Origin of the sequence: Phenylobacterium sp. (assembly GCF_031181185.1) — a bacterium.
GTDB lineage: Bacteria > Pseudomonadota > Alphaproteobacteria > Caulobacterales > Caulobacteraceae > Phenylobacterium.
The window spans coordinates 19,342-46,078 of record NZ_JAPSKZ010000002.1 but is presented as its reverse complement, the minus strand read 5'-3'; the positions used below and the strand labels follow the sequence as shown (position 1 = coordinate 46,078).

The window sequence follows — 26,737 nt, the reverse complement described above, 5'->3', positions numbered from 1 at the left end:
CGGAAGTTTGATGTGATCGTTCGTCCGCTCAGGGGATCGACCAGCCGTGCATCAGATGCGGCGGGCGCGCCTGAGGGGAGGAAATTTGACCATGAAACGCAGCTATTTCTGCGGCGGCTCCCTGCTGGCCGTCACCCTGGCCCTAGGCGTCGCGGCCCAGGCGCAAGCCCAGACGGCCCCCGCGCGGGCCACCGACGTCGAGGAAGTGGTCGTCACCGGCTCATTGATCGCCGGCACGCCCGAAGACACCGCCCTGCCGGTCGACGTGCTCAGCAACGAGGACTTGGAGGCGCAAGGCTCTCCGACGGTCGTCCAGCTGGTGAAGAACGTGACCTCGTCCCAGTCGTCGCTGGGGGAGAGCAACCGCTACAACGGCGGCGCCGGGACCGCGACGATCAACCTTCGCGGCTTCGGTGCGGCGCGGACGCTCACGCTGATGAACGGCCGGCGACTCGCCGACAGCCCGGTGGCGGCGTTCCAGGGCGGCGGCGCCAATCTCAACTTCATCCCCACGGCCGCGGTCGGGCGGGTCGAGATCCTGAAGGACGGAGCGGCCGCCACCTACGGCTCGGACGCGATCGGCGGGGTCGTGAACTTCATCACACGCAAGGACCTGGACGGCCTCGAGGTGTCGGGCGAGTACGCCCTGATCGACGGCTCGGACGGCGACTACAACGCCCAGGCGGCGTTCGGTAAGGACTTCGACAACGGCAACGTCCTGTTGACCGCCGGCTACCGGCATCGGTCCAGGCTCGACATCCACGAGCGCGACTGGGCGCTCAGGTCGTTCGACTTCGGCGGCTACGCCGGCGCCGGCGGCTGGACCGGCGCCTCCAACCCGGGCCTGTTCCTGGCCGGCGCGACGCTGTTCCGCGACAACGGCTGTGAGGAGCTGGGCGGCGTCCTCACCAACAACATCACCTATCCGAACCCGCTGAACGGCACGCTGGGCCAGGGCGCCACCGCCACCGTCGCGGTGCCGGTCAGCGCCCAGAACCCGGCGACGACGAGCTCAACCTGCCGCTTCCAGTTCTCGAACTTCAACGACCTGGTGAACGAGGAGGACCATTACCAGCTCTACGGCGAGGTGAACTTCGATCTGTCGGAGAACCTGTCGTTCCACGCCGAGGCGGCCTGGGCCAAGAACGAGGTGCCGATGCAGCGCCTCTCGCCCGCGAACCTGACGGCGCAGTACCCCTCGCCGGTGTCGGCCGGCGGCACCTCGTTCTCGCCGACGGCGGCGAGCGGACCGAACCTGTCGGTGCCCTACAACATCCCGGCCAACCACCCGGGCCTCGTCGCCCTGCTCAACACCTGCGCGGCGCCGCTCACCGCGGCCCAGTGCGCGACGATCCGAGCCACGGCCAACGCCCCGACCGGCGCACAGCCCGGCGCTCCGCTGGGCGCGCGGGGCGTCGACATCGTCCAGCTGGGCTGGCGGGCCATCGCCTTCGCCGGCCATCCGCTGAACAAGGACAAGGCCGACCACCAGGCGGTCGTGAACGACGGCTACCGGCTCTCGGCCGGCTTCCAGGGCAAGGTCTTCGGCGGGATCAATTTCGACACCGCCGTCACCTTCATGGAGCAGAAGAACACCACCAACACCAACGACCTGCTCGTCCGCAACCTGCAGCTGGCCCTGCGCGGCTTCGGCGCCAAGGCTGACGATCCGGGCGGGTGCACGGCCGCCGAAACTGCCAACTTCACCACCGGCGCGGGCAACACCGCGCTCGGCTGCTACTACTTCAACCCGTTCACCAACAGCGTGCCGGTCAGCGCCGTGAACGGGGCCGCGAACCCCTACTTCAACCCCGCCGTCGCCAACGATCCGCAGGTGGTCGCCTGGCTCTACGGCAACTACACGAACGTCCTGACCAACCAGCTCCTGGTCGTCGACACCGTCTTCTCGGGCGAGACGGGCTTCGAATTGGGCGGCGGCAATCTCGCCTGGGCGCTCGGCGTGCAGTACCGCTACAACCGCGAACTGCGGAAGTACGGCGCGCTGTTCAACGCCGACGAGAACCCCTGTCCCGACCGCGCGAGCTGCGCCGACGAGACCGGCCCGTTGATCTTCTTCGGCTCGAACACCGACCGGGACGACGACGGCAACGTGAAGGCGATCTTCGGCGAGCTGCAGGCGCCGCTCACCGACGCCATCAACCTCAGCTTCGCCATCCGACACGAGGCCTATCAGGGCAACATCGGCTCCACGACCAACCCCAAGGTGGCCGTGAAGTGGCAGGTGATGGACTGGCTGGCCCTGCGCGGCACGGCCAGCACCACGTTCCGCGCCCCGCCGGTGGGCTTCGTCACCCCCGGCTGCAACAACGGGGTGCGTGTCCTGGGCAGCGCCTATCGCGCGTTCCAGAGCTGCGGCAACCCCGACCTGAAGCCCGAGAAGGCCGACACCTTCAACCTGGGCGCCATCGTCGAGATCGGCGGCTTCTCGGCGACGCTCGACTACTTCAACTTCAAGTTCAAGGACGAGATCATCGAGGAAAGCGGTGCGCGCCTGTACGCGACCATGTTCCCCGGCAACTCGAACGCGAACTGCGGCAATCCTGCGTTCGCCGCGCTGCAGGCCCGGTTCACCTTCGCCGGCGCCTGCGGGGCCGGCAACGTGGCCCGGCTGCGCAGCTTCTTCACCAACGGCCCCAGCACCAAGACCTCCGGCCTGGAGCTGCGCGCCCAGTACGACTGGGACGGCTGGTTCGACGGCAGCTGGTCGGTGGGCGGCGAAGCGACCTATCTGATCGAGTACAAGCGCGGCGCGGTGACCATGCTGGGCTCCAACATCGCCATCTCGCCGGCCGAGGACCGCGCGGGCCTCTCCGACCTGATCAACGACTTCTTCTCGTATCCGGAAGTGAAGGCGAACCTGTTCGCCTCGTTCAACCGGGGCCCGGTCTCGGTGCGCTGGCAGACGCGCTATGCGGAAGGCACCTCGCCCGCCTTCGGCTCGCCGCTGTTCGTCACCGTGCCGAACCCCACGGCGACGGCGGGGCGCGAGCTGGTCCCGGTCGGCAAGTCGGACGACTTCTGGCAGCACGACCTGATCGTGCGGTGGGAAGCGCCGTGGGACGCCATGGTGTCGCTGAGCGTCCAGAACATCTTCGACACCGACCCGCCGTACGCGCCCAGCCAGTACAACTACGACTACACGAACGGGAACCCGCTGGGCCGTGTCTTCGAACTGGGCGTGCGCAAGCGGTTCTGATCGTCTCCCAGGAGAGCGACTGCAGGGGGCGCTGGCGACGGCGTCCCCTTTTCTTTACGTCAGGGCCTGGCCTTCCGCGGCAGGGTCTCGACCTCGGCCGGCGTCAGCTTGCGAATATTGCGGACCGTGCAGCGCTGCGGGCCGATCGCCGAGGGCGTGACGATCTCGGCGTCCAGGCCGCTGCAGATGCTCGAGCCGTGGCGCGAGACGAGCGCGATCTTCTGGGTCCAGTCGATCTCGGGACAGGTTCCGAAGATCTCCAGGCGATAGACCTCCCGTACGCCGACGCGGACGTTGACGACCCGGTCGTTCTCGGCGGCGAAGTTGTTGACCTGGCTGGTCCAGAAGCACTGGCGCTTGCCTTTCTCGGCGCCTTCCAGCGGCGATTTGGCGACCGCGCCCTGCGGCGAGGACAGGCCCAGCGCCGCCAGGCCCAGGACGGCGGCGGCCACGCGGTTCTTGCTCTTCATGTCTCGGTTCCTGGCGGAATGTCCCCCGAGCAGCCGCGAATATAGGCGGCGGCGCCGGTTTCAGGAACGGGCTCGGCGGGCGAAACGTGCGGGGTCTACGAGGGCCTGCGCCGCGGCCGGCAGCGGCGAGGGCGCGCCGAGCGCCTGGGCGGCTACGTGCTCGGCCAGCAGCGGCGCGAGCGAGAACCCGCGCGACCCAAAACCCGTCAGGACATGGATGCCGTCGCGGGTCGTTCCCGCGATCGGCAGGCGGTCGGGCGTTGTCGCCCGCACCGAGGCGCGGCCGTCCAGGATGGCGTCCGCGAGCCGCGTCGCGAGACCCGGCAGGGCGCGCGCGAGGGTCTCCCGATTACGTCGGTGGTCATCGGCGCGCAGGTCGACGGCCTCGTCGTCGCGGTCGTGGGTGGCGCCGAAGAGGACCCCGTCGCGAGTCGGAAGCACATAGCCGCCCCATGCGGCGGCGGCGGCGAAATGCTGTGCAGGCGCCCAGCTCGCCTGACCGCGGACGGGCTTCAGGGGCAGGTCCGGCAGCAGCGCTCGCGAGCCGAGCGCCGCGGCGACGATCACGGCGTCGGCGTCCAGGTCGCGTATGTTGGCCACGCGCGTCCGCCGCGTCTCGCCCGCCCAGGCTTCCAGGAGAACCGCGGGTTCGACGACCAGGGCGCTGCGCTGGTCAAGGGCGGCGGGGGCGGGCTCGCCCAGGCGTTCCGCCGCCTCCGCCGCCGAGAGCACCGTCAGCTCGCCGGGCTCGAACAGGTCGGAGGCGGCGATCTTCTCGTAGCGGGGGAGGTCGCGGTCGGCCGTCGCAAGCTGCAGCACGCCTTCGGTGATGATCGCCTGCGGGAGGGCGCGACAGAGCTGGACGGCCCGGGCGAAGGCGCGGGCGAACAGCTGGGCGGGTGCGCCGAGGCCGGCGTCCAGGCGCGGCGTGACCAAAGCGGCGGGGTTCCCCGAGCCGCCGGCGCCCGGCGCGTCCGCCTCGAAGACGACCGCCTCGCCGCCGAGGGCGCGCACCGCCCGCGCGGCGGCGGCCCCGGCCACGCCGCCGCCGACGATGGCCACGCGGCGGCTGGAGGCGTCCTGCGGTTCGCCTGGGAAACGCGCCTCCAGCCGCTCCCGCTTACGGCCGAATCCGGGGCGTTTCTCGACGGAGAAGCCTGCCGCCGCCAGCCCCCGCCGGACCTGGCCGGCTACCGTGAAGGTCGCGGCCCGTGCGCCGGGCGCGGACCTCGCGCCCACGAGCGCCAGGATCTCGTCGGACCACATCTGGGGATTGAGCGCCGGCGAAAAGCCGTCGAGGAACCAGGCGTCGGCGCGGCCCGTCCAGCCGGCGAGCGCCTCGGCGACGTCGCCCACGGCCACGTCGACGACGGCCGAGAACTCGGGGATTTCCAGCCGGTGGACGCCGCGGGCGCGGCCCGGCCAGCGACGGGTGAGCGCCTGGGCCGCCTGGGCGATCTCGGGCCAGCGGGCGAGCGCCCGGGCCGCCTCGTCGGCCGCGATCGGGAAGCCTTCGACCGTGAAGACGTGGAGCTGGCCTCCGGGCGGGCCGGTGCGGCGCCAGAGATCGAGCAAGGCTGCGATGTTCAGGCCCGTTCCGAAGCCCAGCTCGGCGACCACGAACCGGCGCCGTCCGGCCCAGGCGTCGGGCACGCCGCAGCCGTCCAGGAACACGGCGCGGGTCTCGGCCAGACCGTCTTCGGCCGAGAAATAGACGTCGCCGAACAGCCGCGAGCGCGGCTGGCCGTCGGCAGTCCAGTCCAGCGGGCTTCCGGTCATCGAAAAGGTCGGTCCGGCCAAGAAAAAGGGCCGCCCGGCTGGGGCGGCCCCGTGTCTTTAAGCGAAAGTCGCCCTGGCGCTTAGTGCTTCTCGGCGGGCGCTTCGGCGGCCGGCGGCGTGGTCGGCGCCTCGGCGGCGGTCGTGGCGTCGGCCGGGGCCGTGTCGCCAGCAGCGGCGGCGGCGTCGGCCGCTGCGGCCTGCATGGCGGCCTCGGCGTCGGCGGGGGCGGCGGCGGTCTCAGCGGCCGGCGTGGTTTCGGCCGCCTCTTCGTTCTTCGAGCAGGCGGCGACGGTCAGGGCGGCGACGGCGGCGCCGGCGACGAGCAGCTTGCGGAGCAGTTCGTGGGTCATGTCCCTAGTCCTCTTCCGAGCGCCTGCGTTGGCGCGAGGGTCAGGGATAGGCCGCGCCGGCCGCGAGCGGCAAGGCCGCTCAGGCCTCGTTCGGGATGTTCGAGAGAGCCTCTTCCAGCTCGAGGAAGCTGGGCTGGGCGCCGGACGGGACGTTGCCGCGGCCGATCTCCACCGAGATCTGCGCGGCGTTGCCGTGCAGGTGGGCGACGAGCACCGACTGGATGATCCTGTAGAAGGAGCCTTCTTCCTCGGTGACCTCCTTCATGCGCGTGGCGAAGGGACCGACGAGGCCATAGGCCAGGAACACGCCCAGGAAGGTCCCGACCAGCGCCGAGCCGATCATGCCGCCGAGAACTTCCGGCGGCTCGGTAATGGAGCCCATGGTCTTGATGACGCCCAGCACGGCGGCGACGATGCCCAGGGCGGGCAAGGCGTCGGCCAGGTTCTGCATGGCGTGGCTCGGCGCCAGCGCTTCGTGATGGTGCTTTTCGAGCTGCTTCTCCATCGCGTCTTCAACCTGGTGGGGATCCTCCAGGTTCATGGTCATCATCCGCAGCGTGTCGCAGATGAAGTCGATGGCGAAGTGGTCCTTCATGATCTTCGGGAACCGCGTGAAGATCGTGCTCTCCTTCGGGTTCTCGATGTGGCTTTCCAGCGCGATGACGCCCTTGGACTTCATCGTCTTGGTCAGCAGGAAGAGCAGGGCCAACAGGTCGCGGTAGTCAGCGGGCTTCCACTTCGGCCCCGAAAAGATCTTCCCGAAGCCGCCGGCGGTCCCTTTGATGACCGGCATCGAGTTGGCGATCAGGAACGCCGCCACGCCGGCGCCGCCGATCGCCATCATCTCGTGAGGAAGCGCATGGAGGATCACCGCCATGTTGCCGCCCGAGATGATGTAGCTGCCGAACACCAGCGCGAACAGCAGCACGATGCCGATGATCTGGAACATGGACTCCCCCGAAGGCGCGGCGAGCATGGCCGTTAATGCTTAATGGGCCGTGAGCGTCATTCGGGTTTGCGCTGGCCGCCGCGTCGGGCGTAAGCGGTGAACCCGATGCCCAGCTCCGCGCCGCCCGAGGCGGGCCTGTCCCGCCGGCCGTTCGCCATCATCTTTGGCGTGTCCCTGGCCACGGCGCTGGGCAATACCGGGCTGATCTCGGTCCTGCCGGCGATCGGCCGCTCGATCGGCATCCCCGACCCCATGGTGGCGGCGATCTTCTCGCTCTCGGCGGTGCTCTGGGCCGTGTCCTCCCCCTGGTGGGCGAGGGCGTCCGACCGGCGCGGCCGCAAGCCGCTGATGATGGTCGGCCTGTCGGGTTTCATGGTCTCGATGGCGCTCTGCGGCCTGGTGGTGAGCGCGGGGCTGCGGCACCTGGCGGCGCCGCTGGTCATCTTCATCCTGTTCCTGCTGGCGCGGGCGCTGTTCGGCCTCTTCGGCGCCGCCGCGAACCCCGCCACCCAGGCCTATGTCGCCGAGCGCACGCCGCCCGAGAAGCGCACGCAGGCCATGGCCAGCCTGGCCGGCGCCTTCGGGCTGGGCACGGTGATCGGCCCGTTCCTGGCGCCGCTCTTCATCTATCCGGTGATCGGGCTGGCCGGCCCGCTCTTCACCTTCGCCCTGATCGCGGCGGCCATGCTGTTCGTGGTCTGGCGCTACCTGCCCGAGACGCCGGTCGCGCCGGAGGCCCGGCGGCCACGGCGACCGGTGGTGGCCGGCGCGCCCAAGGAGAAGCCCATGTGGCGCGACCCGCGGGTCACGCCCTTTCTGATCTACGGCTTCATCGTCGCCACGTGCCAGACCGCCCAGGCGCAGACGCTGGGCTTCCTGATCATCGACAAGCTCTCGATGTCGCCGGCCCAGGCGCAGTACTTCATCGCCATCGCAATGATGTTCGGCGCGGTGGCGGGGCTCCTCGCCCAGTGGGGCCTGATCCGCATGTTCCAGATGACCCCGCGCCAGCTGCTGCGCTGGGGCGTGGCGGTCGCGGCGTTGGGCAACGTGATCGTGGCGGTCGCGCCGGACTACTACATCGTGGTCGCGGGTTACGCGATCTCGAGCCTCGGCTTCGGCTTCGCCCGGCCGGGGTTCACCGCCGGCTCGTCCATCGCCGTGAGCATCGAGGAACAGGCCCGCGTCGCAGGCGCCATCGCGGCGGTCAACGGCATCAATGTGGTGCTCGCGCCGTTCTTCGTCTGGCTCTACCAGCACATCGCGCCGGCCCCGTTCCTGTTGAACGCGGCGCTGACCCTCGCCATGCTGGTCTACTGCTTCCGCAACGCCCAGCTGCGCAACGCCGACCCCGAGCCCGCCAGCCGCGAAGCCGCGGCGATCGCGACGCTCGAGAAGCGGGACGAGGGCGGGGTCTAACCCACGCCCGCCTCGGCCTTCAGGCGCTGGACCATCTCGGGCGACAGGTAGCCGTCGGCGGTCAGGTTGCGGGCCTTCTGCCAGGCGCGAAGGGCGGTGCGCGTGTTCATGCCGACCACGCCGTCCGGATTGCCGGCGTTGAAGCCGAGCGCATTCAGCGCCCGCTGGGCGGTCATGCGGTCGACCAGCGACAGCGGTTGCTCCTGCGGCCAGGGCCTGACCACGCCGCCCATGCCGGAGAAGCGGTCGGCTAGCATGCCGACGCCCAAGGCATAGGCCAGGCTGTTGTTGTACTTGCGGATCGCGAAGTGGTTCGGGAACAGCAGGAACAACGGCCCCTTGGCGCCAGCCGGCGCCACCAGCTGGGCCTGCGCCTGGGCGTCGGCGTCGCTCCACGGCAGGCCGTCGGCGCGCTTCACGCCCATGGCCGCCCACTGGGCGGGCGTCAGTTGCGGGCCTTCGGTCTGACTGAAGTCGAAGCCGTCGGGAACGACGACCTCGCGGGCCCAGCTCTGGCCGCGCACCCAGCCCGCCTTGGCGAGCAGGTTGGCGGCTGAACCGAGCGCATCGGCGCGCGAGGCCCAGATGTCGCGCCGGCCGTCGCCATCGAAATCCACGGCGGTGGACAGGAAGGTCGTCGGGATGAACTGGGTCTGTCCCATGGCCCCGGCCCAGGAGCCCTTGAGCCGCGAGCGCGGGTGTTCGCCGGACTGGATGATCTTCAGCGCGGCGATCAGCTCGCCCTCGGCCCAGGCGCGGCGGCGGCCCTGGGCGGCCAAGGTGGCCACCGAGCGGATCACGTCCATGTCTCCCTGGATGGCGCCAAAGCCGCTCTCCAGCGCCCAGACTCCCAGCAGGATCTCGCGGGGTACGCCATAGCGTTCCTCAATGGCGGCGAGCTCGGGCATGTCGGCGCGGCGGCGCTGGCCGATGGTCGCCCGGTCGGCCGTGACCACGCCCTGCAGATAGGCGCTGACTGGCTTGGAAAACTCGGGCTGGCGGCTGTCGAGACCCGCGACCCGCGGATCGGGCGTCAGTCCCGCCATCTCGCGCTCCAAGACATCGGGTCGGATGCCCGCGGCGAGCGCGCGGCCCTGGAACTCGGCGGCCCAGGCGTCGAAGATCATGTCGCCGGACGCGGTCGGCGGCTTCACGGGAACGGTCACCGGCGCTGGCGGAGCGGGCGCGGCGGTCACGGGCGGGGTCGCGGGGGGTGGGGCCGGCCTCGGCGGGCTGGCGCAACCGGCGAGGACGTAGAGGGCAAGCAGATAACGACGACGCATCGCGGGAATCCTAATGGGCGGGACTCAAGCTCCCAATCACAACGCCGTCAGGTTGACGAAAGGCGCCGGTCCCCGTATATGCGCCCGCTCTTGTGGAAACCGGGCCTCGCGGCCCCACAGATGTTACGGTCATGAAGGTCAGAAGCTCGCTCAAGTCGCTCAAGACGCGTCACCGCGACTGCAAGCTCGTGCGCCGCAAGGGCCGGGTGTACATCATCAACAAGACCGACCCCCGCTTTAAGGCCAAGCAAGGCTAAGCGCGCGCGGCATGCCGAAGGCCGTACTCTGGGACTTCGGCAATGTCATCGTGCGCTGGGACCCGCGCACGCTCTACGCCAAGATCTTCAAGGAACCGGCCGAGCTCGACCGGTTCCTTAGCCATGTCTGCACGATGGACTGGCACATGGCGCACGACGCGGGCGTGACCTTCGCCGAGAACCGTGAGCGCCTGCTTCCGAAGCATCCCGAATACGCCGAGGCGATCCACGCCTGGGAAGCGCGGTGGTGGGAGATGTTCTCGGGTCCCATCCCCGAGACCGAAGCCGCGATCGAGGCCCTGCACGCCCGCGGCGTCCCGCAGTACGGGCTGTCGAACATCTCGCACGAGACGCTGGAGGGCACGATGGCGCTGAGCCCCGCCTTCGCGCGGCTGAAGGGCGTGGTCGCCTCGGGGGTCGACGGGGTGACGAAGCCATCGGCCGAGGCCTTCCAACTGGTCTGCGACCGGTTCGGCCTGGCGCCTGCCGACATCCTGTTCGTGGATGACAGCGCCAAGAACATCGCCGCGGCCGAGCAACTGGGCCTGGACGTCCACCACTTCACCGATCCGGCGGCGCTCAGGCCGGCCCTCGAGGCCCGCGGCCTGCTCTAGGCTCCGTTACGCACCAGCTCGAAGAACTCCTGGCGGGTCCGAGGATCGTCGCGCACCTCGCCCAGCAGGTGGCTGGTGGTGAGCCGCGAGCCGGGCGTATTGACCCCCCGCATGGTCATGCAGCTGTGCTCGGAGACAATGACCACGCCCACGCCCTTGGGATCGAGGATGTCTTGGATCGCCTCGGCGATCTCGGCGGTCAGCTTCTCCTGGATCTGCAGGCGCCGGGCGAAGCCGTGCACCACGCGGGCCAGCTTGGAGATGCCGACGACGCGGTTGCGGGGCAGGTAGCCGACGTGGGCCTTCCCTAGGAACGGCAGCATGTGGTGCTCGCAGAAGCTGACCACGCGGATGTCCTTCAGGATGACCAGTTCGTCGTAGCCGCCCACCTCGTCGAAGGTGCGCTCCAGGTACTCGCGCGGGTCGCTCTCATAGCCGGCGAACAGCTCCTTGTAGGACTTCACCACGCGGCGCGGCGTATCCAGCAGGCCCTCGCGGTCCGGGTCGTCGCCGGCCCATTCGATCAGGGTCCGGACCGCCGCCAGGGCTTCCTCTTCGGTGGGGCGGCGCTTGCCGTCGGACATGTCTGAACCCTCCGCGTCGATGCGTCTCAACGGCCAGGTTCTAGTCGAGGTTCATGGCCGCATGACAGCCCCCGTGCGGATCGCTAAACACCGCGCCTTCCCTGCCATCTCCGACTTAGGTAGAGCTTCACCATGGCCGACGACGCTTCCGCCCACTCCGACGTGCTGAACGCCACCGCCCAGGGGCAGCTCAAGAGCATCATCGAGCGCATCGAGCGCCTCGAGCAGGAGAAGGCCGAGATCTCGGAGCAGATCAAGGAAGTGAAGGCCGAGGCCAAGGGCAACGGCTTCGACGTGAAGATCATCAACAAGGTGATCCGCATCCGGAAGCAGGACCGGGCGAAGCGTCAGGAGGAAGAGGCGATCCTCGACCTCTATCTCTCGGCGATCGGAGAGATTTGAAGCGCAAGGCGCCACTCTCGCCCTACGAGGCCCAGAAGGCGGCCGCCAAGCGCGCCGCCCTCAACGCCCTCAAACGCGCCCGCCGGACCGCCGACAAGACGGGCGTGGAGCTCTCCGAATGGGAGGGCGAATTCCTCGGGTCCGTCACCGACCGCGTGAAGACCTACGGCCGCGCCTTCGGCGACCCCGAGAAGGGCGCGCCCGGCCAGGCGCTCTCGGCCATGCAGGCGCTCAAGCTGAAAGAGATCGCCGCCAAGGCCAAGGGCGAGAAGAAGGGTCTCCAGCGGAAGCCATTCCGGAAGAAGCGCGAAGACTAAGCCGCGGCTTCCTCGGAGCCTTTGATCAACCCCTCCAGCCCGTTCTCGCGGACCTTGCGGTAGAGCGTCGAGCGGCCGATGCCGAGGCGGCGGGCCACTTCGCTCATGTGGCCGGCGTAGACCTCGATGGCGTGCTGGATGAGGTCGCGCTCGATCTCCTCCAGCGGGCGGATGTGGCCCTTGTGGTCGAGGATGCGGACGGGCGTGTCGGCCTGCGGCAGGCCGGCGGCGAGTTCGGCGGCCGAGGGGACGGGCATCGGCGCGCTGGGCAGGGCTTCCGGCGGCGGCGCGGCGATGCCGGAGATCGCCGGGAAGTCGTGCGGCTGCAGGTAGGGCGCATCGGCCAGCACGATGGCGCGATAGACGGCGTTCTCGAGCTGGCGGACGTTGCCGGGCCAGTCGAACGCGGTGAGGCAGGCCAGCGTCTCGGGCGCGGCGCCCACCACGGACTTGCCTTCCTCGACGTTGAAGCGCCGGACGAAGCAGTCGACCAGGGCTGGGATGTCCTCCTTGCGCTCGCGCAGAGACGGCGCCTCGATCGGGAAGACGTTCAGCCGGTAGTAGAGATCCTCGCGGAAGCGCCCTTCCGCCACGGCCTGGCTGAGGTCCCGGTTCGTCGCCGAGACGATGCGCACGTCGACCTTGATGGAGCGCTTGGAGCCGATCGGATCGATCTCGCTCTCCTGCAGGGCGCGCAGCAGCTTGACCTGCACGTCGAGCGGCAGCTCGCCGACCTCGTCGAGGAACAGGGTGCCGCCGTTGGCCTCCTGGAACTTGCCCAGGTGCTTGTCGGTGGCGCCCGTGAAGCTGCCCTTCTCGTGGCCGAACAGGATCGACTCCACGAGGTTCTCGGGGATGGCGCCGCAGTTCACGGCGACGAAGGGCTTGCCGGCGCGGTCGGACGAGCCGTGCACGGCCCGGGCGATGACCTCCTTGCCGACGCCGCTCTCGCCGGTGATCAGGATTGGGATCGTGGACTTGGCGGCGCGTTCGCCCATACGCTTGACCATGGTCATGGCCGGGGAGGAGCCGATCAGGTCCTCGAAGGTGGTGCGGCCGCTCGTGTGCTTCTTCAGCCGGTCGACCTCGCCCTTCAGCGCGCCCATCGAGAGCGCGTTGCGGATTGAGACGATGATGCGCTCGGGCGCGGCGGGCTTGACGAAGAAGTCGATGGCCCCGGCCTGCATGGCCTGGACGACGGTGTCGATCCCGCCGGTGGCGGTGACCACGATCACCGGCTGGTTGAAGCCCCGGGCGCGCATCTCGGCCAGGGTGTCCTGGCCCGAGATGCCGGGCATGACCAGGTCCAGCAGGACGACGTCGGCCGCGCCGCCGGCGGCCAGACGCGAGATGGCCTGGTCGCCGGACTCGGCATGGGCGACGGCGAAGCCTTCGCGCTCGAGCACCGCCTGGATGAGACGCCGCTGCGTCGGATCGTCATCGACGACGAGGACCGTCTTGGCCATGAGAAAACACCCACCGATCTTGAGTCAGGGCCGCCTCTGCGTGCGGTCCGTTGTTGTCCCCCTTTGGTACAGGGCAGGGGTAAAGGCGGGGTTTCGGAAGCCTGAGTCGGAGGTTAACGGCGGGACTACTCGGCGGGGACCAGCGTGGGCTTGGGTTCGGCCGCGGGGATGCTGAAGCGGCGCAGGCAGAACTGCACCAAGGGGCCGATCGAGAGCGCATAGAGCACCGTGCCGACCCCCACGGTGCCGCCCAGCAGCCAGCCGGCCGCCAGCACCGTAAGCTCGATGCCGGTCCGCACCCGGCGCAGGGGCCAGCCGGTGCGGCGGGCGAGGCCGGTCATGAGGCCGTCGCGCGGTCCGGGGCCAAGGCCTGCGCCGATGTAGAGGCCGCCGGCGATCCCGTTCAGCAGGATGCCCAGGCCCAAGAACAGCGCCCGCAGCGGATAGCCGTCGATGTCGGGGACCAGCGGCGCGGTGGCGTCCACCGCCAGGCCGATAACCACGACGTTGGCGAGGGTGCCGAAGCCGGGCTTCTGCTTTAGCGGGATCCACAGCAGCAGCACCAGCGCGCCGATCAGGCACACGACGAGGCCGAACGACAGCGGCGTCTGCTCGGTGACGCCTTCGTTCAGCACGCCCCAGGGCTCAAGGCCGAGGCCCGCCTCCAGCATCACCGAGATGGAGAGGCCGTACAGGGCTAGGCCAGTGAAGAGCTGGATAAGACGGCGGGTCATCATGGCATCCAAGGTGGCGACAACTGGCCTTGGAAAAAATATCCAGTGGGGGTAGCGTGGCCTGATGACCCCTCGTCGTATCCGGGCCGCATCGCTGACGCGCCTGCTGGGCGCTTGGCGGACGGACCAGGCCGGTCCGGCCTACCGCCAGCTGGCCGACGGCCTGCGCCTGCTGATCCTCGACGGGCGGCTGCCCCTTGACGTGGTGCTGCCGGGCGAACGCGAACTGGCCCAGGCGCTGGAGGTCAGCCGAACGACCGTCACGGGCGCCTTCACCCGCCTGCGTGAGCAGGGCTTCCTGCAGAGCCGGCAGGGCGCCGGGGCGCGCACGCGGCTGCCGACCGGACCCGGCCATCGGGACTCCGGCCCGCTGATCCGGCCGAGCGAACCCGGCGTCGTGGATCTGATCGCCGCGGCCCTTCCGGCCGGTGAGTTCGTGCACCAGGCCTACGCCAAGGCGATCGAGGCCTTGCCGGCCCACCTGCCGCACCACGGCTACGAGCCGGTCGGCTTGATGGTGCTGCGCGAGGCGGTCGCCGCCCGCTATACGCGCCGGGGTCTGGCGACGACGCCTGACCAGGTCCTGATCACCCACGGCGCCCAGCACGCCTGGGCGCTGATGCTGCGGCTGCTGACGGGGCCGGGCGACAGGGTCGTGATCGACCATCCCACGTATCCGAACGCCATCGACGCCATCCTACGGGGCTCGTGCCGGCCGGTGCCGGTGAGCCTGCCGGCCGAGGGCTGGGACGTGGAAGGCGTGGTCGCCGCCTTCCAGCAGAGCGCGCCCCGGCTCGCGCATCTGGTGCCGGACTTCCACAACCCGACCGGCCGCTGGATGGATTTCGCGGGACGTGCGGCCATCGCCGCGGCCGGCCTGCGCACCCGGACGGTGGTCGTGTTCGACGAGACCATGCTGGACCTGTCGCTGGACGGTCCGCGCGCCTCCTACGGGTTCGACGAGCCGCCGGGCTCGATCGTGCGGCTTGGCTCCACTGGCAAGAGCTTCTGGGGCGGCCTTCGCATCGGCTGGATCCGCGCCGAGCCCGAGATGATCGCCGCGCTGGGCCGCATGCGCGCCTCCATCGACCTGGGCACGCCGGTGCTCGAGCAACTGGCCGCCGCGGCGTTGCTGCAGGACGACGAGGCGGCGCTCGCCGCCCGCCGCGCCGAGCTGCGCGAGCGGCGTGACCGGCTGGTGAAGTTGGCGGCCGAGCGCCTGCCCGACTGGCGGGTCACGCCGCCGCCCGGGGGTCTGTCGGTCTGGGCTGAGCTGCCGGCGCCGGTGTCCAACGCGCTGGCGGCCACCTGTGAACGCCACGGGGTGCGCATCGCCGCAGGCCCGAGGTTCGGCGTCGACGGCGCCTTCGAACGCTTCGTGCGCCTGCCCTTCACCCTGCCGGCCGAACCCATGGCTGAGGCGATCGACCGGCTGGCCACCGCCTACGCCCGCCTGCGTCCGCAGGCCGTCCACGCGCCTGAGGCCGCGACCCGCGCCGTCGTCTGATCGCACCCGCTGACGCTGCGGCATGCTTGCCGCCAGCGCCGACCCGCGCATAGTTCGGCCTAAGGTCAGGCCATACGACACGAGCCGGCCGCGGGAGGGCGTGATGAAGATCATCCATCTGGGTGCGGCCGTGGCCGTGGCGCTGGCGCTGGCGGCCTGCCAGAAGCCGCAGACGGCGAACATCGACGGCGAGCGGATCGCCGCGGCGGACGCCAACGCCGAGTGGCTCTCGTACGGCAAGGGCTATTCCGAACAGCGCTTCTCGCCGCTGGACCAGGTGAATGCGGGCAACGTGGGCCAGCTGGGTCTCGCCTGGTACGCCGATTTCGACACCGATCGCGGTCAGGAGGCGACGCCCCTGGTCGTCGACGGCGTGCTTTACACGACGACCACCTGGTCCAAGGTGTTCGCCTTCGACGCCAAGACGGGCAAGCAGCTCTGGAAGTTCGATCCGAAGGTCGAGGGCGCGAAGGGCTTCAACGCCTGCTGCGACGTGGTCAACCGCGGCGTCGCGCTCTGGAAGGGCAAAGTTTACGTCGGAACGATCGACGGGCGGCTGATCGCGCTGGATGCGAAGACCGGCCAGCAGGTCTGGTCCGTCCAGACGACGGACACCTCCAAGCCCTACACGATCACCGGCGCGCCGCGGGTGGTGAAGGACAAGGTGCTGATCGGCAACGGCGGCGCCGAGTACGGCGTGCGCGGCTACATCACCGCGTACGACGCGGCGACCGGCAAGCAGGCCTGGCGCTTCTACACCGTGCCCAACCCGAAGGGCGCGCCGGATGGCGCGGCGTCGGACAAGGTGATGGCCGAGACGGTCAACGCCACCTGGAGCGACGGCGCGTGGAAACAGACCGGCGGCGGCGGCACGGCGTGGGACTCGATGGCCTACGACCCCGAACTGGACCTGGTCTATTTCGGCATCGGCAACGGCAATCCCTGGAACCACAAGGTCCGCTCGGGCGGCAAGGGCGACAACCTCTTCCTGTCGTCCATCCTGGCGCTGAAGCCCGACACCGGCGAATACGTCTGGCACTACCAGACGACACCGGGCGAGAGCTGGGACTACACGGCTACCCAGCACATCATCCTGGCGGACCTGAACATCGGCGGGCAGCCGCGCAAGGTGCTGATGCAGGCGCCGAAGAACGGCTTCTTCTACGTCATCGACCGGGCCAACGGCCGCCTGATCTCAGCCAAGCCCTACACCAACATCACCTGGGCGACCGGCGTCGATCCCAAGACCGGCCGGCCGATCGAAAACCCCGCCGCGCGCTACGAGAAGACGGTGACCCTGCAGGTGCCGGGCCCCTTGGGCGCGCACAATTGGCAGCCGATGGCGTTCAACCCGAAGACGGGTCTGGTCTACATCCCGACCAACGTCACGCCGTTCGCCTACACCGACGAGCGGGCCTTCAACTACAAGGCAGGCGCCTGGAACCTCGGCGTCGATTTCCTGGTGAACGCCCTGCCGACCGACGCGGCGACCATGAAGGCCGTGGCCTCGATGATCAAAGGCCAGCTGGTGGCGTGGGATCCGGTGAACCAGAAGCCGGTCTGGACCGTGGATCATCCGTATTTCTGGAACGCGGGGGTGCTTTCCACCGGCGGCAACCTGGTGTTCCAGGGCGCGGCGCATGGCGAGTTCTCGGCCTATGACGCGGCCAACGGCAAGAAGCTGTGGAGCTACAAGACCGGCAACGGCGTGATCGCCGCGCCCATGACCTACGAGCTGGACGGCGAGCAGTATGTGGCGGTGATGGTCGGCGTGGGCGGCGCGGGCCAGCTCTCGGCGCCGGCCAGCATGCCCCAGCGGCCGCGACTCCCCGGACGACTGCTGGTCTTCAAGCTGGGCGGCAAGGCGACGGCGCCGGCCTACCCGGCGCCGGCCGAACAGCCGCCGCTGGATCTGGCGAACGTCAGCTCCACGGGCGATGTGCAGCGCGGCTTCGCCGTGTTCCACCAGAACTGCCAGGTCTGCCACGGCGCCAATGCGACTGGCGCCTGGCTGCCGGACCTGAAGCGTTCGCCGATCACCGCGTCCGCGGAGTCCTGGAAGGCCGTCGTCATCGACGGGGCGAACGCGACGCGCGGCATGCCCAGCTTCGCGCGCTACATCTCCCCGCAGGACGCGGAGGCCGTGCGCGCCTACGTGATCTCCGAGGCGAAGAAGCCCGCCGCGACGCCCGAGGTGCAGGGCGCGCGGGGCTCGTTCTAGCGGCTAATTCGGCAGCACCGCCGCGAACTGCTCGGCGATCCAGTCGGACTGAGTCTCGGTCAGGATCAGCGGCGGGGCGATGCGGATGGTGTGCTCGTGGGTCTCCTTGGCGAGGAGGCCACGGGCCTGCAGCGCCTCGCACACGCGGCGTGCGCCGCCGGCTTCGGCGTGCAGCTCGACGGCGATCATCAGCCCGCGCCCGCGGACCTCCTTCACGCCGCCGGCCTTGATCGACGCCAGCTGACCCTTCAGCCGCTCGCCGATGCGCGCGGCGTTGTCGACCATGCCTTCCTCGGTCAGCACTCGGAGCGCCGCGCGGGCGACGGCGCAGGCCAGCGGGTTGCCGCCGAAGGTCGAGCCGTGCTCGCCCGGATGCAGCACGCCCATAACCTCGGAGTTCGAGAGCACGGCCGAGACGGGATAGAAGCCGCCGGACAGCGCCTTTCCGATCAGCGTCAGGTCGGCCTCGACGCCCTCGTGCTCCTCGGCGAGCAGCTTGCCGGTGCGGCCGAGGCCCGTCTGGATCTCGTCCAGGATCAGGATGACGTTCTCGCGCGTGCAGAGCTCGCGGGCGGCCTTCAGGTAGCCGGCCGGCGGGATGATCACCCCGGCCTCACCCTGGATGGGCTCCAGCAGGATCGCGACCGTGTTGGGCGTGACGGCCGCCTCCAGCGCCTTGGCGTCGCCATAGGGCACGACCTTGAACCCCGGGGCGAAGGGGCCGAATCCGCCGCGCGACTGCGGGTCGGTGGAGAAGCCGACGATGCTGATCGTCCGGCCGTGAAAGTTCTCGGAGGCGACGATGATCTCGGCCAGGCCATCCGGCACGCCCTTGACCTCGTAGCCCCACTTCCGGGCGACCTTCAGCGCGCTCTCGACGGCCTCGGCGCCCGAGTTCATCGGCAGCACCTTGTGCGAGTTCGTCAGCGCGCAAAGCTCTTCGTAGAACGGCGCCAGCTGGTCGTTGCGGAAGGCGCGCGACGTCAGCGTCAGCCGCTGGGCCTGCTGCACCATCGCTTCCAGGATCTTCGGATGGCAGTGGCCCTGGTTCACGGCCGAATAGGCCGAGAGGCAGTCCATGTACCGCCGGCCTTCCACGTCCCAGACGTAGACGCCTTCGCCGCGGGTCAGGACCACGTCGAGGGGCTTGTAGTTCTTGGCGCCATAGGTCGCCTCGATGGCGATGTAGCTCTCGGTGAGCGAGCGTTGCAGGGCGATGTCGTTCATCGGGCGATCCCCTATTCGGCGGCGAGGATGGAGGCGGCGGGCGCGCTGGTGCGGTCGAGCCGGAGGGTCATGCAGTAGGCGGCCCCGCCCGAACGGATGAAGGGGTCGAGCTCGACCTCCACCAGCTCGTAGCCGCGGGCGTTCAGCTTCTGGCGCAGGCTCTCCGGCGCCCGGGCCATGATTACCGTCGAGCCGATGTTCACCGCGTTGACGCACAGGGCGGCGGCCTCCTCGGCCGTGGCCTCGATCCGCCGAGCCGCGGGGACGCGTTCATGGATCGCCGCAAGGGCCTGCGGGGTGAACGCCGCCGGGTAGTACAGAACGTGGCCGCCTGCCAACGGGCAGAAGCAGGTGTCGAGGTGGTAGAAGGCTTCGGTGGCCAGCTCGAGCGGCACGACTTCGTAGCCGAAGGTCTTGCGCACCACCGACAGCGCGCCCCGGCTGGAGCGCGGGCCGAAGCCGCCCCAGAAGAAGCCGCGATCGTGGTCCCAGATCGCGTCGCCGGCGCCTTCGTGAAACAGGCCGTCCGACAGGTCGATGATCTCACGAACCAGGCCGCGGGCCTTCAGGCGCTGGAACACCGAGCGGAAGATCGCCTCTTCGCCCTGCCGCTCCGGATGGCGGAAACGCGCGAGCAGCACCTTGCCGTCCAGGACGGTGGCGGCGTTGGCGGGAAACACCAGGTCCGGCAGTCCCTTCACGGCGCCGATCACCTCGACGCGGGCTCCGGCGATCTCCAGGGCCTTGCGCAGCTTCGCGGAGCCGGCGCAGGCGATGGCCGCCTGTTCGGGCGTCCAGTCGTCGGGATTCATCCAGGGATTGATGCGGTAGCTGACATTGAAGCAGCCCGGGTCGGTCATCACGAAGAATGGCCGGCTATCCATGCAAAACTCCCTCAGTGGCTAGGCTTCTTTCAAATGATGGTGCTCCGCGGCTGCGCTAGCGAATAGCTGGCAAGCTGCTACGATGTGCGCATCAGATTGGCGAATCGACAGGAGGTCATGGCGAGATGATCGACGAGCTGGACCGACGGCTGATCGCCCTGCTGCGGGCCGATTCCCGCACGCCGGCGGCCAACCTGGCCAAGGCGCTGAAGGTTTCGCGTGGCACCGTTCAGAACCGCATCGAGCGGCTGCAGGCCCGCGGCGTCGTCCAAGGCTTCACCATCCGCACCAAGCCCGAGCTGGAAGGCAATCGGGTCCGCGCGATCATGTGCGTCGAGATCGAGGGTGAGCGGGCCCGCGCCGTCGTCCAGGCGCTGCGCGGCTTCCCTGAGGTGGACAAGATCCACTCCACCAACGGGCGCTGGGACCTGGTGGTGGAACTGGACGTCGAAACCCTGGCCCAGTTCAGCCAGGCGCTGGACCGCATCCGCGAGATCGAGGGCATCGCCACGACCGAGACCTCGATCCTGCTGGCGACCCAGAAGGCTTGAGCCTATCTCTCGGGGCATGAACGCCCCCTTCAAGACCGACGCGCTGCCCGAGTGGCGGCTGGACGATCTGTACGCCGACCGCGATGACCCGCGGATCGAGGCCGACCTCAAGGCTGCGACCGAGATCAACGCCAAGCTCGTGGAGATGAAGGGCCAGTTCGTCGCCGCGCGGGGCCAGCCGGCTGTCCTGGGCGAGCGGCTGGACCGTGGCGTCCAGCTCCATGAGGCGGCGACGAACGCGCTGTGGAGCGTCGGCGCCTACGCCTCGCTGGCGGCGTCGACGGCGCGCAACGATCCGGCCTGGTCGAAGTTCGAGGCCGACCTGCGGACCAAGGCGGCGCAGATCGGCGCCGAGAGCCTGTTCTTCGCGCTGGAGATCAACGAACTCGAGGACGCCGAACTGGAGGCGGCGCTCGCGGCCCATCCGGCGGCGCAGCGCTGGCGGCCCTGGCTGCGGCGGGTCCGGGCCAGTCGGCCGCACGAACTCACGCCCGACCTGGAGCGGCTGCTGGTGGATCGCGGTCCCGCCGTGGCCAACTGGGTGCGGCTGTCCGACGAAATCCTGGCCGGCCTGACCGCCACGGTCGGCGACGAGACCCTGACGCTGCCGGAGATCCTCAACCGGATGTCGGATCCCGACGGGCGCCGGCGCGAACAGGCGGCCCAGGCTCTGGCCGAGGCGCTGCAGGAGCGCAGCGCCACCCTGGCGCTGTGCCTGAACACGCTCGCTTTCGAGAAGCAGGTGGAGGATCGCTGGCGGAAGTATCCGAGCCCGGCCGCCTCGCGCCACCTGGCCAACGAGGTGGACGCCGACGCCGTCGAAGCCCTCGAGGTCGCCGTCGTCGAGGCGTACGAGAGCGTCAGCCACCGCTACTACCGGCTCAAGGCGAAGGTCCTGGGCAAGGAGGTCCTGGACCACTGGGACCGAAACGCTCCGCTGGAGACGAACCAGCCCAAGATCTACGGCTGGGACGAGGCGCGCGGCATGGTGCTGGAAAGCTTCGAGGCGCTGGCGCCGAAGTTCGCCGACACGGCCCGGACGTTCTTCGCCCAGCCCTGGATCGACGCCCGGCCCAGGCCCGGCAAGCAGTCGGGCGCCTATTCGCATCCGGTGACCGCCAACCGGCACCCGTACGTCTTCATGAACTACATGGGCGAGCGGCGTGACGTGCTGACCCTCGCGCACGAGCTGGGCCACGCCGTCCACCAGACGCTGTGCGCGCCGCTGGGCACCCTGCTGGCCGACACGCCGCTGACGCTGGCCGAGACGGCTTCCATCTTCGGGGAGGGGCTGGTGTTCGAGCGGCTGCTGGCCGAGGCTGCGCCCGAGGAGCGCCGCGGTCTGCTGGCCGGCAAGATCGAGGACGGGATCAACACGGTGGTCCGGCAGATCGCCTTTCACCGCTTCGAGACCCGGTTTCACGCCGCACGCCTGCAGGGCGAGCTTTCGCCCGACGAGATCGGTGGCCTGTGGCTGGAGGTGATGGGCGAGAGCCTGGGACCGGCCGTGCGGCTGAACGAGGGCTACGAGCACTACTGGGCGTATGTCAGCCACTTCGTGCATGCGCCGTTCTACGTCTATGCCTACGCCTTCGGAGACCTCCTGGTGCGCGGCCTGATGGAGAAGCGCCGGGAGGATCCGGAGGGCTTCGCGCCGCTCTACGAGCAGCTGCTGGCCGCCGGCGGGACCAAGACCTACGTCGAGGCGCTGGCGCCGTTCGGCCTCAACCCCCGGGAAAAGGCGTTCTGGGCCGCCGGCATGAAGCAGCTGGAGCGGCTGGTCGACGAGTTCGAGGCGCTGGTCTAGGCGGCCGCCTCGAAGGGCGCGAAGCTGATCGGGCGCTCGCGCGGCTGATCGGCGACCTTCAGGATGTGCTTCAGGGTGCGAACGCTGCCGGGATCGCCCGACATGGACACCACGCCGCGCTCCACCGCCTCGGCGTAGCCGTCGTAGCCCATCCAGACGCGGATGAAGGTCTCGAGGTCGGCGGCGATCACCACATCGACATCCTTCTCGTCAGGCGCCTTGAAGCAGACCTCGACCTCGTCCGGCCGCAGGATGATCCACCAATAGCGCCGGGTGGCATGCGCCTTCGGCACGCCCCGGAACTCAAGCCGGAGCACGATCTCGTGAGCAGGCAGGTCCCGGGGATCGATCTGGCGCTTCATGCTCCAGACCAGCATCGTGGGGTCCATGTCGGCCGGCCCTAGGCGACCCTGGCCATATCGCTGACCCCAGCTGGACATCATGACGATGATGTCGCGGAAGGCCTCGCCGGCGCGGGTGAGCCGATAGAGCTTGCCCTGGGCGAGCGGCTCGGTGCCCACCACGCCCGCCTCCTCCAGCTCGTTCAGTCTCTGCACCAGCAGGGCGCGCGACATGGTCGGCATGCCCGCGTGCAGTTCAGAAAAGCGCTTCGGTCCGAAGCACAGCTCGCGCACGATCAGCGGCGTCCAGCGCTGAGCGAAGATTTCGGCCGTCTTGGCGACGGGGCAGAATTGTCCATAGCCCTTCATGGTGGGATGGTCGCTCCTAAGAACGTCGTTCGACAAGTTCATTCTTCGAACTGGAGACGATCTGGGCCTTTGAGGGATGACGGAGCCTCGAATTGAGGACTGCCGCAATGACCACCACCATGAGCAAGACCGCCGCCGCCGCGTACATCGACTGGGAGCGCCTGGCCCACGAGGTCGGCCCCGAACTCGCCGCGCGGGCCGCCCAAGCCGACGCCGACGACGCCTTCGTCGCCCAGAACCTGCAGATGCTGAAAGGCCGCGGGTTCCATACGGCGGGCGTGCCCGCCGAGCTGGGCGGCGGCGGGGCGACCCACGCCGAGCTCGCTGGCGTGCTGCGGACGCTGGCGCGCTACTGCGGCTCGACCGCGCTGGCGCTCTCGATGCACACCCACCAGGTGGCGCTGCCGGCCTGGCGCTGGCGGCGGACGCCCGAAGCGGTCGAAGGGCTCTTAAAGCGCATTGTCGCCGAGAAGCTGACGCTGGTCTCCAGCGGCGGCTCGGACTGGCTGGACGGCTCGTGCAAGGCCGTCCCCGTGGAAGGCGGCTTCCGGATCTCGGGACGGAAGGTGTTCGCCAGCGGCTCTCCCGACGGCGACCTCCTGATGACCATGGCGGTGCTGGACGCGGCCGAGGGGCCCACCGTGCTGCACATGGCGATCCCGATGAAGGCCGAGGGCCTGCGCATCCTCGACACCTGGCGCACCCTCGGCATGCGAGGCACCGGCTCGCACGACCTGGAGCTGGACGGCGTCTTCGTGCCCGAGGGGGCGGTCACCGTGCGGCGGCCGGCCGGCAAGTGGCATCCGATCATGCACATGGTGACGATGATCGCCTTCCCGCTGATCTATGCCGTCTATGTGGGCCTGGCCGAGGCGGCGCGCGACAAGGCGCTGGACCTGGCCGCAGGTCGGGCCGCGTCGGGCGACCTGGAGCTGGTCGTGGGCGAGATGGAGACCGAGCTCGCCGCCGCGCGGCTCGCGCTCTCCGACATGCTGGCGACCGCGGCGGCCGACGAGCCGGGCGCGACGGCGACCAGCCGGATCATGACGGGCCGCACGCTGGTCGCCCGCTCAGCCATCCGCACGGTGGAAAAGGCCATGGAGGCCGCCGGCGGCGCGGGCTTCTACCGCAAGACCGGTCTGGAGCGGATCTTCCGCGACGTGCAGGCCGCCCGCTACCACCCGCTGCAGGAAAAGGCCCAGAGCCGCCTCGCGGCCCGCGTGGCGCTGGGCCGCGACATCGACGGCTGACGTACCTCTCTTTCGAGGGTGCTTGCCATTTTTCAAACGGCCGTTAGACCCGAAGGGGCATGGCCAACGATCTGACCGAGAAGCCGAAGGGCGAGACCTACGACGACCGGCCGTTCCACTCGGACGACCTGCCGCCGGAGGTCCGCGCCCCGCTGGCGGCCTTCAAGGGCGAAGAGCCGCCGGCGCCGCAATGGTTCAAGGACGCCATCTCGGATGAGCCCGAACGCAGCTTCGTCGGCCCGCCCGGCAAGCGCCTCGAACTTCTGACCTGGGGCGAGGTCGGCAAGCCTGGGCTGTTGCTGGTGCACGGCAACAGCGCGCACGCCGACTGGTGGAGCTTCATCGCGCCCTTTCTGGCCAAGGAGTACCGGGTGGCGGCGTTCTCGCTGGCGGGCATGGGCGAGTCGGACTGGCGCGAGCGCTATGCCTTCGCCGACTTCGCGGACGACGCCGAGGCCTGCGCGCGGGCTGCCGGCCTGTACGAAGGCGGCCGCAAGCCGATCTACATCGGCCATTCGTTTGGGGGCGCGCAGGTCTTCTACGCCTCGGTCCAGAACCCCGAGCGGATGCACGCCGCGATCTTGGTCGACACCGGCTTCGGCGGGCCTCCGCCCGAGGTGATGGAAGAGCGCAAGAAGCGGATGGAGCAGGTTCGCAACATCCCGACCGCGGACCGGCCCAGCCGGGTCTATGCGACGCTGGAGCAGGCGCTGGGCCGCTTCCGGCTCATGCCTCCGCAGCCGGCGGGCAATCTGTTCGTGGCCGACTTCATCGCGCGCCGCTCGCTGAAGCGGGCGCCGATGCCGGACGGATCGGGCGAGGGCTGGACCTGGAAGTTCGACCCGACGATGTGGGAAAAGCTGGACCGCGCCGGCGCGCCCTCCGGGAGCCGCGAGCCGCCGCCGATCAAGGTCCCGATGGTGCACATCTACGGCGCGCAGAGCCGGATCATCGAGCGGCGCAACAAGGGCGAACCGAGCTTCCTCGGCCAAGCGGTGCGGGAGATCGAAATCCCCGAGTCGCAGCACCACATCATGATCGACCAGCCGCTGGCTCTGGTCTCGGCCCTGCGCAGCCTGCTCGCCGTATGGCCCGCGACTTGAGCCGCCGACTTGAGCCATCTGGGCGCTTCGTGTAGCACCCGCCTCGAACTTCCTTGGAGAGCGTCTTCCCCATGGCCGGACCGGCTTCCGACTACCACCGCGGCGAGATGGACATCAGCGAGCAGCGCTCGACCTACAACCTGATCATGGGCATGACTAAGTGGGGTTCGCTGTACCTGGCGGCCACCCTCCTGGCCCTGACGATCTGGTTCTGCACCGAAGCCGGCTTCATGGCCGGCCTGATCTCCGCCGTCGTCGTGATCGCCATCGGCACGCTGGTGCTGCGCGACAAGAAGGGCGGCGCCGCCCACTAGCGCCAGCGGCCGCCGACCCTCTGGCGGTCTTTGCGAGAGAGCGGGCGCGTTCCTTGGCGAAGAGCGCCCCTCTCGCAGCCTATAGCTCACCTTAAAACAACTGTTTGAATTCTGATGTTCCGCGGCTGGACAAGCCCGGGAGCGCACCCCTATGGTCCGGCGCAAAGCGAGAGCAGGGGGGACATCGCGGCATGCCGGTCATCGCCGTCACCAAGGAGCGCCGCGTAGGTGAGACCCGCGTCGCTGCCGTCCCCGAGACGGTGAAGAAGCTGACGGCGGCGGGGTTCTCCGTCGTGGTCGAGGCCGGGGCCGGGCTGGCCGCCGCCTACCCCGACGCCGACTATGAAGCGGCCGGCGCGACGCTCGCCAAGACCGCCAAGGACGCGCTCGGCAAGGCCGACGTGCTGTTCAAGGTCCGCAGCCCCGAGCCCGACGAGATCACGGCCCTGAAGAAGGGCGCCATCGTTGTGGCCCTGCTCAACCCGTACCAGGACAAGGCGACGCTCGACGCGCTCGCGGCCCAAGGCGCGACCGCCTTCGCGATGGAGTTCGTGCCGCGGATCACCCGGGCGCAGGTGATGGACGCGCTGTCGTCGCAGGCCAATCTCGCCGGCTACCGGGCGGTGATCGAAGCCGCCGAGGCCTACGGCCGGGCGCTGCCGATGATGATGACGCCGGCCGGCACCATCGCGCCGGCCAAGGTCTTCGTGATGGGCGTTGGCGTCGCCGGCCTGCAGGCCATCGCCACGGCCCGGCGCCTGGGCGCGGTGGTCACCGCGACCGACGTGCGGCCGGCCACCAAGGAGCAGGTCGAGAGCCTGGGCGGCAAGTTCATCGCCGTCGAGGACGAGGAGTTCAAGGCGGCAGAGACCGCCGGCGGCTACGCCAAGGAGATGAGCGCCGAGTACCAGGCCAAGCAGGCCGCGCTGATCTCGGAGCACATCCGCAAGCAGGACATCGTCATCACCACGGCCCTGATCCCCGGGCGGCCCGCGCCGAAGCTGGTCAGCGCCGAGCAGGTGGCCTCGATGCGGCCGGGCTCGGTGATCGTCGACCTGGCGGTGGAGCAGGGCGGCAACGTCGCGGGCTCCAAGGCCGGCGAGGTGGTCGAGACCGGCGGCGTCAAGATCCTGGGCATCCCCAACCTGCCGGGCCGCATCGCCGCGGACAGTTCGGCGCTGTACGCCCGCAACCTGACCGCCTTCGCCGAGCTGCTGAAGGACAAGGAGGGCGCCTTCGCGCCCGACTACGAGGACGAGATCCTCAAAGCCGCGCTGGTCGTGAAGGACGGCGCCATCACCCATCCCGCGCTGAAGGGCTGA

Annotated in this window: 25 protein-coding genes; 14 read left to right on the top strand and 11 right to left on the bottom strand. The window is 69.6% G+C overall.

Features of this window, described 5'->3' with window-relative positions:
• The first annotated feature begins 91 nt into the window (after window positions 1–91).
• Complete coding sequence (locus tag RIF93_RS00465) at window positions 92–3,217, top strand: TonB-dependent receptor domain-containing protein (protein WP_309087354.1); 3,126 nt, start codon at window positions 92–94, stop codon at window positions 3,215–3,217.
• A gap of 59 nt (window positions 3,218–3,276) precedes the next feature.
• Here RIF93_RS00465 and RIF93_RS00460 read toward each other — a convergent pair whose 3' ends face one another.
• From RIF93_RS00460 to motA, 4 genes are all read right to left on the bottom strand, one after another.
• A complete protein-coding gene (locus RIF93_RS00460; protein ID WP_309087352.1) occupies window positions 3,277–3,687 on the bottom strand; it encodes a DUF6491 family protein in 411 nt (136 codons plus the stop codon).
• A 60-nt stretch (window positions 3,688–3,747) separates the two neighbouring features.
• Window positions 3,748–5,466: a tRNA (5-methylaminomethyl-2-thiouridine)(34)-methyltransferase MnmD gene (gene mnmD, locus RIF93_RS00455; RefSeq protein WP_309087350.1), complete on the bottom strand. Its 1,719-nt coding sequence runs from the start codon at window positions 5,464–5,466 to the stop codon at window positions 3,748–3,750.
• A gap of 80 nt (window positions 5,467–5,546) precedes the next feature.
• Complete coding sequence (locus RIF93_RS00450; protein WP_309087348.1) at window positions 5,547–5,816, bottom strand: hypothetical protein; 270 nt, start codon at window positions 5,814–5,816, stop codon at window positions 5,547–5,549.
• A gap of 79 nt (window positions 5,817–5,895) precedes the next feature.
• A complete protein-coding gene (gene motA / locus RIF93_RS00445) occupies window positions 5,896–6,765 on the bottom strand; it encodes a flagellar motor stator protein MotA (protein WP_309087346.1) in 870 nt (289 codons plus the stop codon).
• A gap of 105 nt (window positions 6,766–6,870) precedes the next feature.
• Between motA and RIF93_RS00440 the strand changes: the two genes are divergently transcribed.
• A complete protein-coding gene (locus RIF93_RS00440; protein ID WP_309087344.1) occupies window positions 6,871–8,184 on the top strand; it encodes an MFS transporter in 1,314 nt (437 codons plus the stop codon).
• Here the strand turns inward: RIF93_RS00440 and RIF93_RS00435 are convergent.
• The gene (locus tag RIF93_RS00435) at window positions 8,181–9,467 is read right to left on the bottom strand and encodes a lytic murein transglycosylase (RefSeq protein ID WP_309087343.1); all 1,287 of its coding nucleotides are present in this window, start codon (window positions 9,465–9,467) and stop codon (window positions 8,181–8,183) included. The genes RIF93_RS00440 and RIF93_RS00435 overlap by 4 nt on opposite strands.
• A 131-nt stretch (window positions 9,468–9,598) precedes the next feature.
• Between RIF93_RS00435 and ykgO the strand changes: the two genes are divergently transcribed.
• Both ykgO and RIF93_RS00425 read left to right on the top strand, forming a co-directional pair.
• The gene (gene ykgO / locus RIF93_RS00430; RefSeq protein WP_111513452.1) at window positions 9,599–9,724 is read left to right on the top strand and encodes a type B 50S ribosomal protein L36; all 126 of its coding nucleotides are present in this window, start codon (window positions 9,599–9,601) and stop codon (window positions 9,722–9,724) included.
• An 11-nt stretch (window positions 9,725–9,735) separates the two neighbouring features.
• Window positions 9,736–10,338 carry an HAD family phosphatase gene (locus tag RIF93_RS00425; RefSeq protein ID WP_309087339.1) on the top strand — a complete coding sequence of 201 codons (603 nt, stop codon included), beginning with the start codon at window positions 9,736–9,738 and terminating at the stop codon, window positions 10,336–10,338.
• Here the strand turns inward: RIF93_RS00425 and folE are convergent.
• Window positions 10,335–10,922, bottom strand: coding sequence for a GTP cyclohydrolase I FolE (gene folE, locus RIF93_RS00420; protein WP_309087337.1), 588 nt, complete (start codon window positions 10,920–10,922; stop codon window positions 10,335–10,337). The two genes, RIF93_RS00425 and folE, sit on opposite strands and share 4 nt — an antisense overlap.
• Window positions 10,923–11,054: 132 nt before the next feature.
• Between folE and RIF93_RS00415 the strand changes: the two genes are divergently transcribed.
• Window positions 11,055–11,324, top strand: coding sequence for a DUF2312 domain-containing protein (locus tag RIF93_RS00415; RefSeq protein ID WP_041373665.1), 270 nt, complete (start codon window positions 11,055–11,057; stop codon window positions 11,322–11,324).
• Window positions 11,321–11,641, top strand: coding sequence for a hypothetical protein (locus RIF93_RS00410; RefSeq protein WP_309087335.1), 321 nt, complete (start codon window positions 11,321–11,323; stop codon window positions 11,639–11,641). Before RIF93_RS00415 ends, RIF93_RS00410 begins: the two co-directional genes overlap by 4 nt.
• Here RIF93_RS00410 and RIF93_RS00405 read toward each other — a convergent pair.
• Complete coding sequence (locus RIF93_RS00405) at window positions 11,638–13,107, bottom strand: sigma-54 dependent transcriptional regulator (RefSeq protein ID WP_309087333.1); 1,470 nt, start codon at window positions 13,105–13,107, stop codon at window positions 11,638–11,640. The two genes, RIF93_RS00410 and RIF93_RS00405, sit on opposite strands and share 4 nt — an antisense overlap.
• 125 nt (window positions 13,108–13,232) lie before the next feature.
• On the bottom strand, window positions 13,233–13,841 hold the full coding sequence (locus tag RIF93_RS00400) for a hypothetical protein (RefSeq protein WP_309087331.1): 609 nt from the start codon (window positions 13,839–13,841) through the stop codon (window positions 13,233–13,235).
• Window positions 13,842–13,905: 64 nt separating this feature from the next.
• On the opposite strand from RIF93_RS00400, the gene RIF93_RS00395 reads away from it, so the two are divergent.
• Both RIF93_RS00395 and RIF93_RS00390 read left to right on the top strand, forming a co-directional pair.
• Window positions 13,906–15,348, top strand: a complete 1,443-nt coding sequence (locus RIF93_RS00395; RefSeq protein WP_309087329.1) for a PLP-dependent aminotransferase family protein — start codon at window positions 13,906–13,908, stop codon at window positions 15,346–15,348.
• 103 nt (window positions 15,349–15,451) lie between these two features.
• Window positions 15,452–17,569 carry a PQQ-dependent dehydrogenase, methanol/ethanol family gene (locus tag RIF93_RS00390; protein WP_309087327.1) on the top strand — a complete coding sequence of 706 codons (2,118 nt, stop codon included), beginning with the start codon at window positions 15,452–15,454 and terminating at the stop codon, window positions 17,567–17,569.
• Window positions 17,570–17,572: 3 nt separating this feature from the next.
• Here the strand turns inward: RIF93_RS00390 and rocD are convergent, their stop codons facing one another.
• Window positions 17,573–18,796, bottom strand: a complete 1,224-nt coding sequence (gene rocD, locus RIF93_RS00385) for an ornithine--oxo-acid transaminase (RefSeq protein WP_309087325.1) — start codon at window positions 18,794–18,796, stop codon at window positions 17,573–17,575.
• Between the two features lie 11 nt (window positions 18,797–18,807).
• Window positions 18,808–19,680, bottom strand: a complete 873-nt coding sequence (locus tag RIF93_RS00380; protein ID WP_309087323.1) for an arginine deiminase-related protein — start codon at window positions 19,678–19,680, stop codon at window positions 18,808–18,810.
• Window positions 19,681–19,805: 125 nt separating this feature from the next.
• Here RIF93_RS00380 and RIF93_RS00375 point away from each other — a divergent pair, with 125 nt between their 5' ends.
• Entirely contained in the window at window positions 19,806–20,231 is a 426-nt protein-coding gene (locus RIF93_RS00375) for an Lrp/AsnC family transcriptional regulator (protein ID WP_309087321.1), read from the top strand.
• A 16-nt stretch (window positions 20,232–20,247) separates the two neighbouring features.
• Window positions 20,248–22,038, top strand: coding sequence for a M3 family oligoendopeptidase (locus RIF93_RS00370; RefSeq protein ID WP_309087319.1), 1,791 nt, complete (start codon window positions 20,248–20,250; stop codon window positions 22,036–22,038).
• On the opposite strand, the gene RIF93_RS00365 is transcribed toward RIF93_RS00370, so the two are convergent.
• A complete protein-coding gene (locus RIF93_RS00365; protein WP_309087317.1) occupies window positions 22,035–22,790 on the bottom strand; it encodes a winged helix-turn-helix transcriptional regulator in 756 nt (251 codons plus the stop codon). The two genes, RIF93_RS00370 and RIF93_RS00365, sit on opposite strands and share 4 nt — an antisense overlap.
• Before the next feature lie 65 nt (window positions 22,791–22,855).
• On the opposite strand from RIF93_RS00365, the gene RIF93_RS00360 reads away from it, so the two are divergent.
• The 4 genes from RIF93_RS00360 (at window position 22,856) to RIF93_RS00345 (ending at window position 26,737) form a co-directional block, all read left to right on the top strand.
• Window positions 22,856–23,998: an acyl-CoA dehydrogenase family protein gene (locus tag RIF93_RS00360; protein WP_309087315.1), complete on the top strand. Its 1,143-nt coding sequence runs from the start codon at window positions 22,856–22,858 to the stop codon at window positions 23,996–23,998.
• A gap of 59 nt (window positions 23,999–24,057) precedes the next feature.
• Window positions 24,058–25,101, top strand: a complete 1,044-nt coding sequence (locus tag RIF93_RS00355; protein ID WP_309087313.1) for an alpha/beta hydrolase — start codon at window positions 24,058–24,060, stop codon at window positions 25,099–25,101.
• 71 nt (window positions 25,102–25,172) lie between these two features.
• Entirely contained in the window at window positions 25,173–25,415 is a 243-nt protein-coding gene (locus tag RIF93_RS00350; RefSeq protein ID WP_309087311.1) for an aa3-type cytochrome c oxidase subunit IV, read from the top strand.
• A gap of 191 nt (window positions 25,416–25,606) precedes the next feature.
• The gene (locus RIF93_RS00345) at window positions 25,607–26,737 is read left to right on the top strand and encodes a Re/Si-specific NAD(P)(+) transhydrogenase subunit alpha (protein ID WP_309087309.1); all 1,131 of its coding nucleotides are present in this window, start codon (window positions 25,607–25,609) and stop codon (window positions 26,735–26,737) included.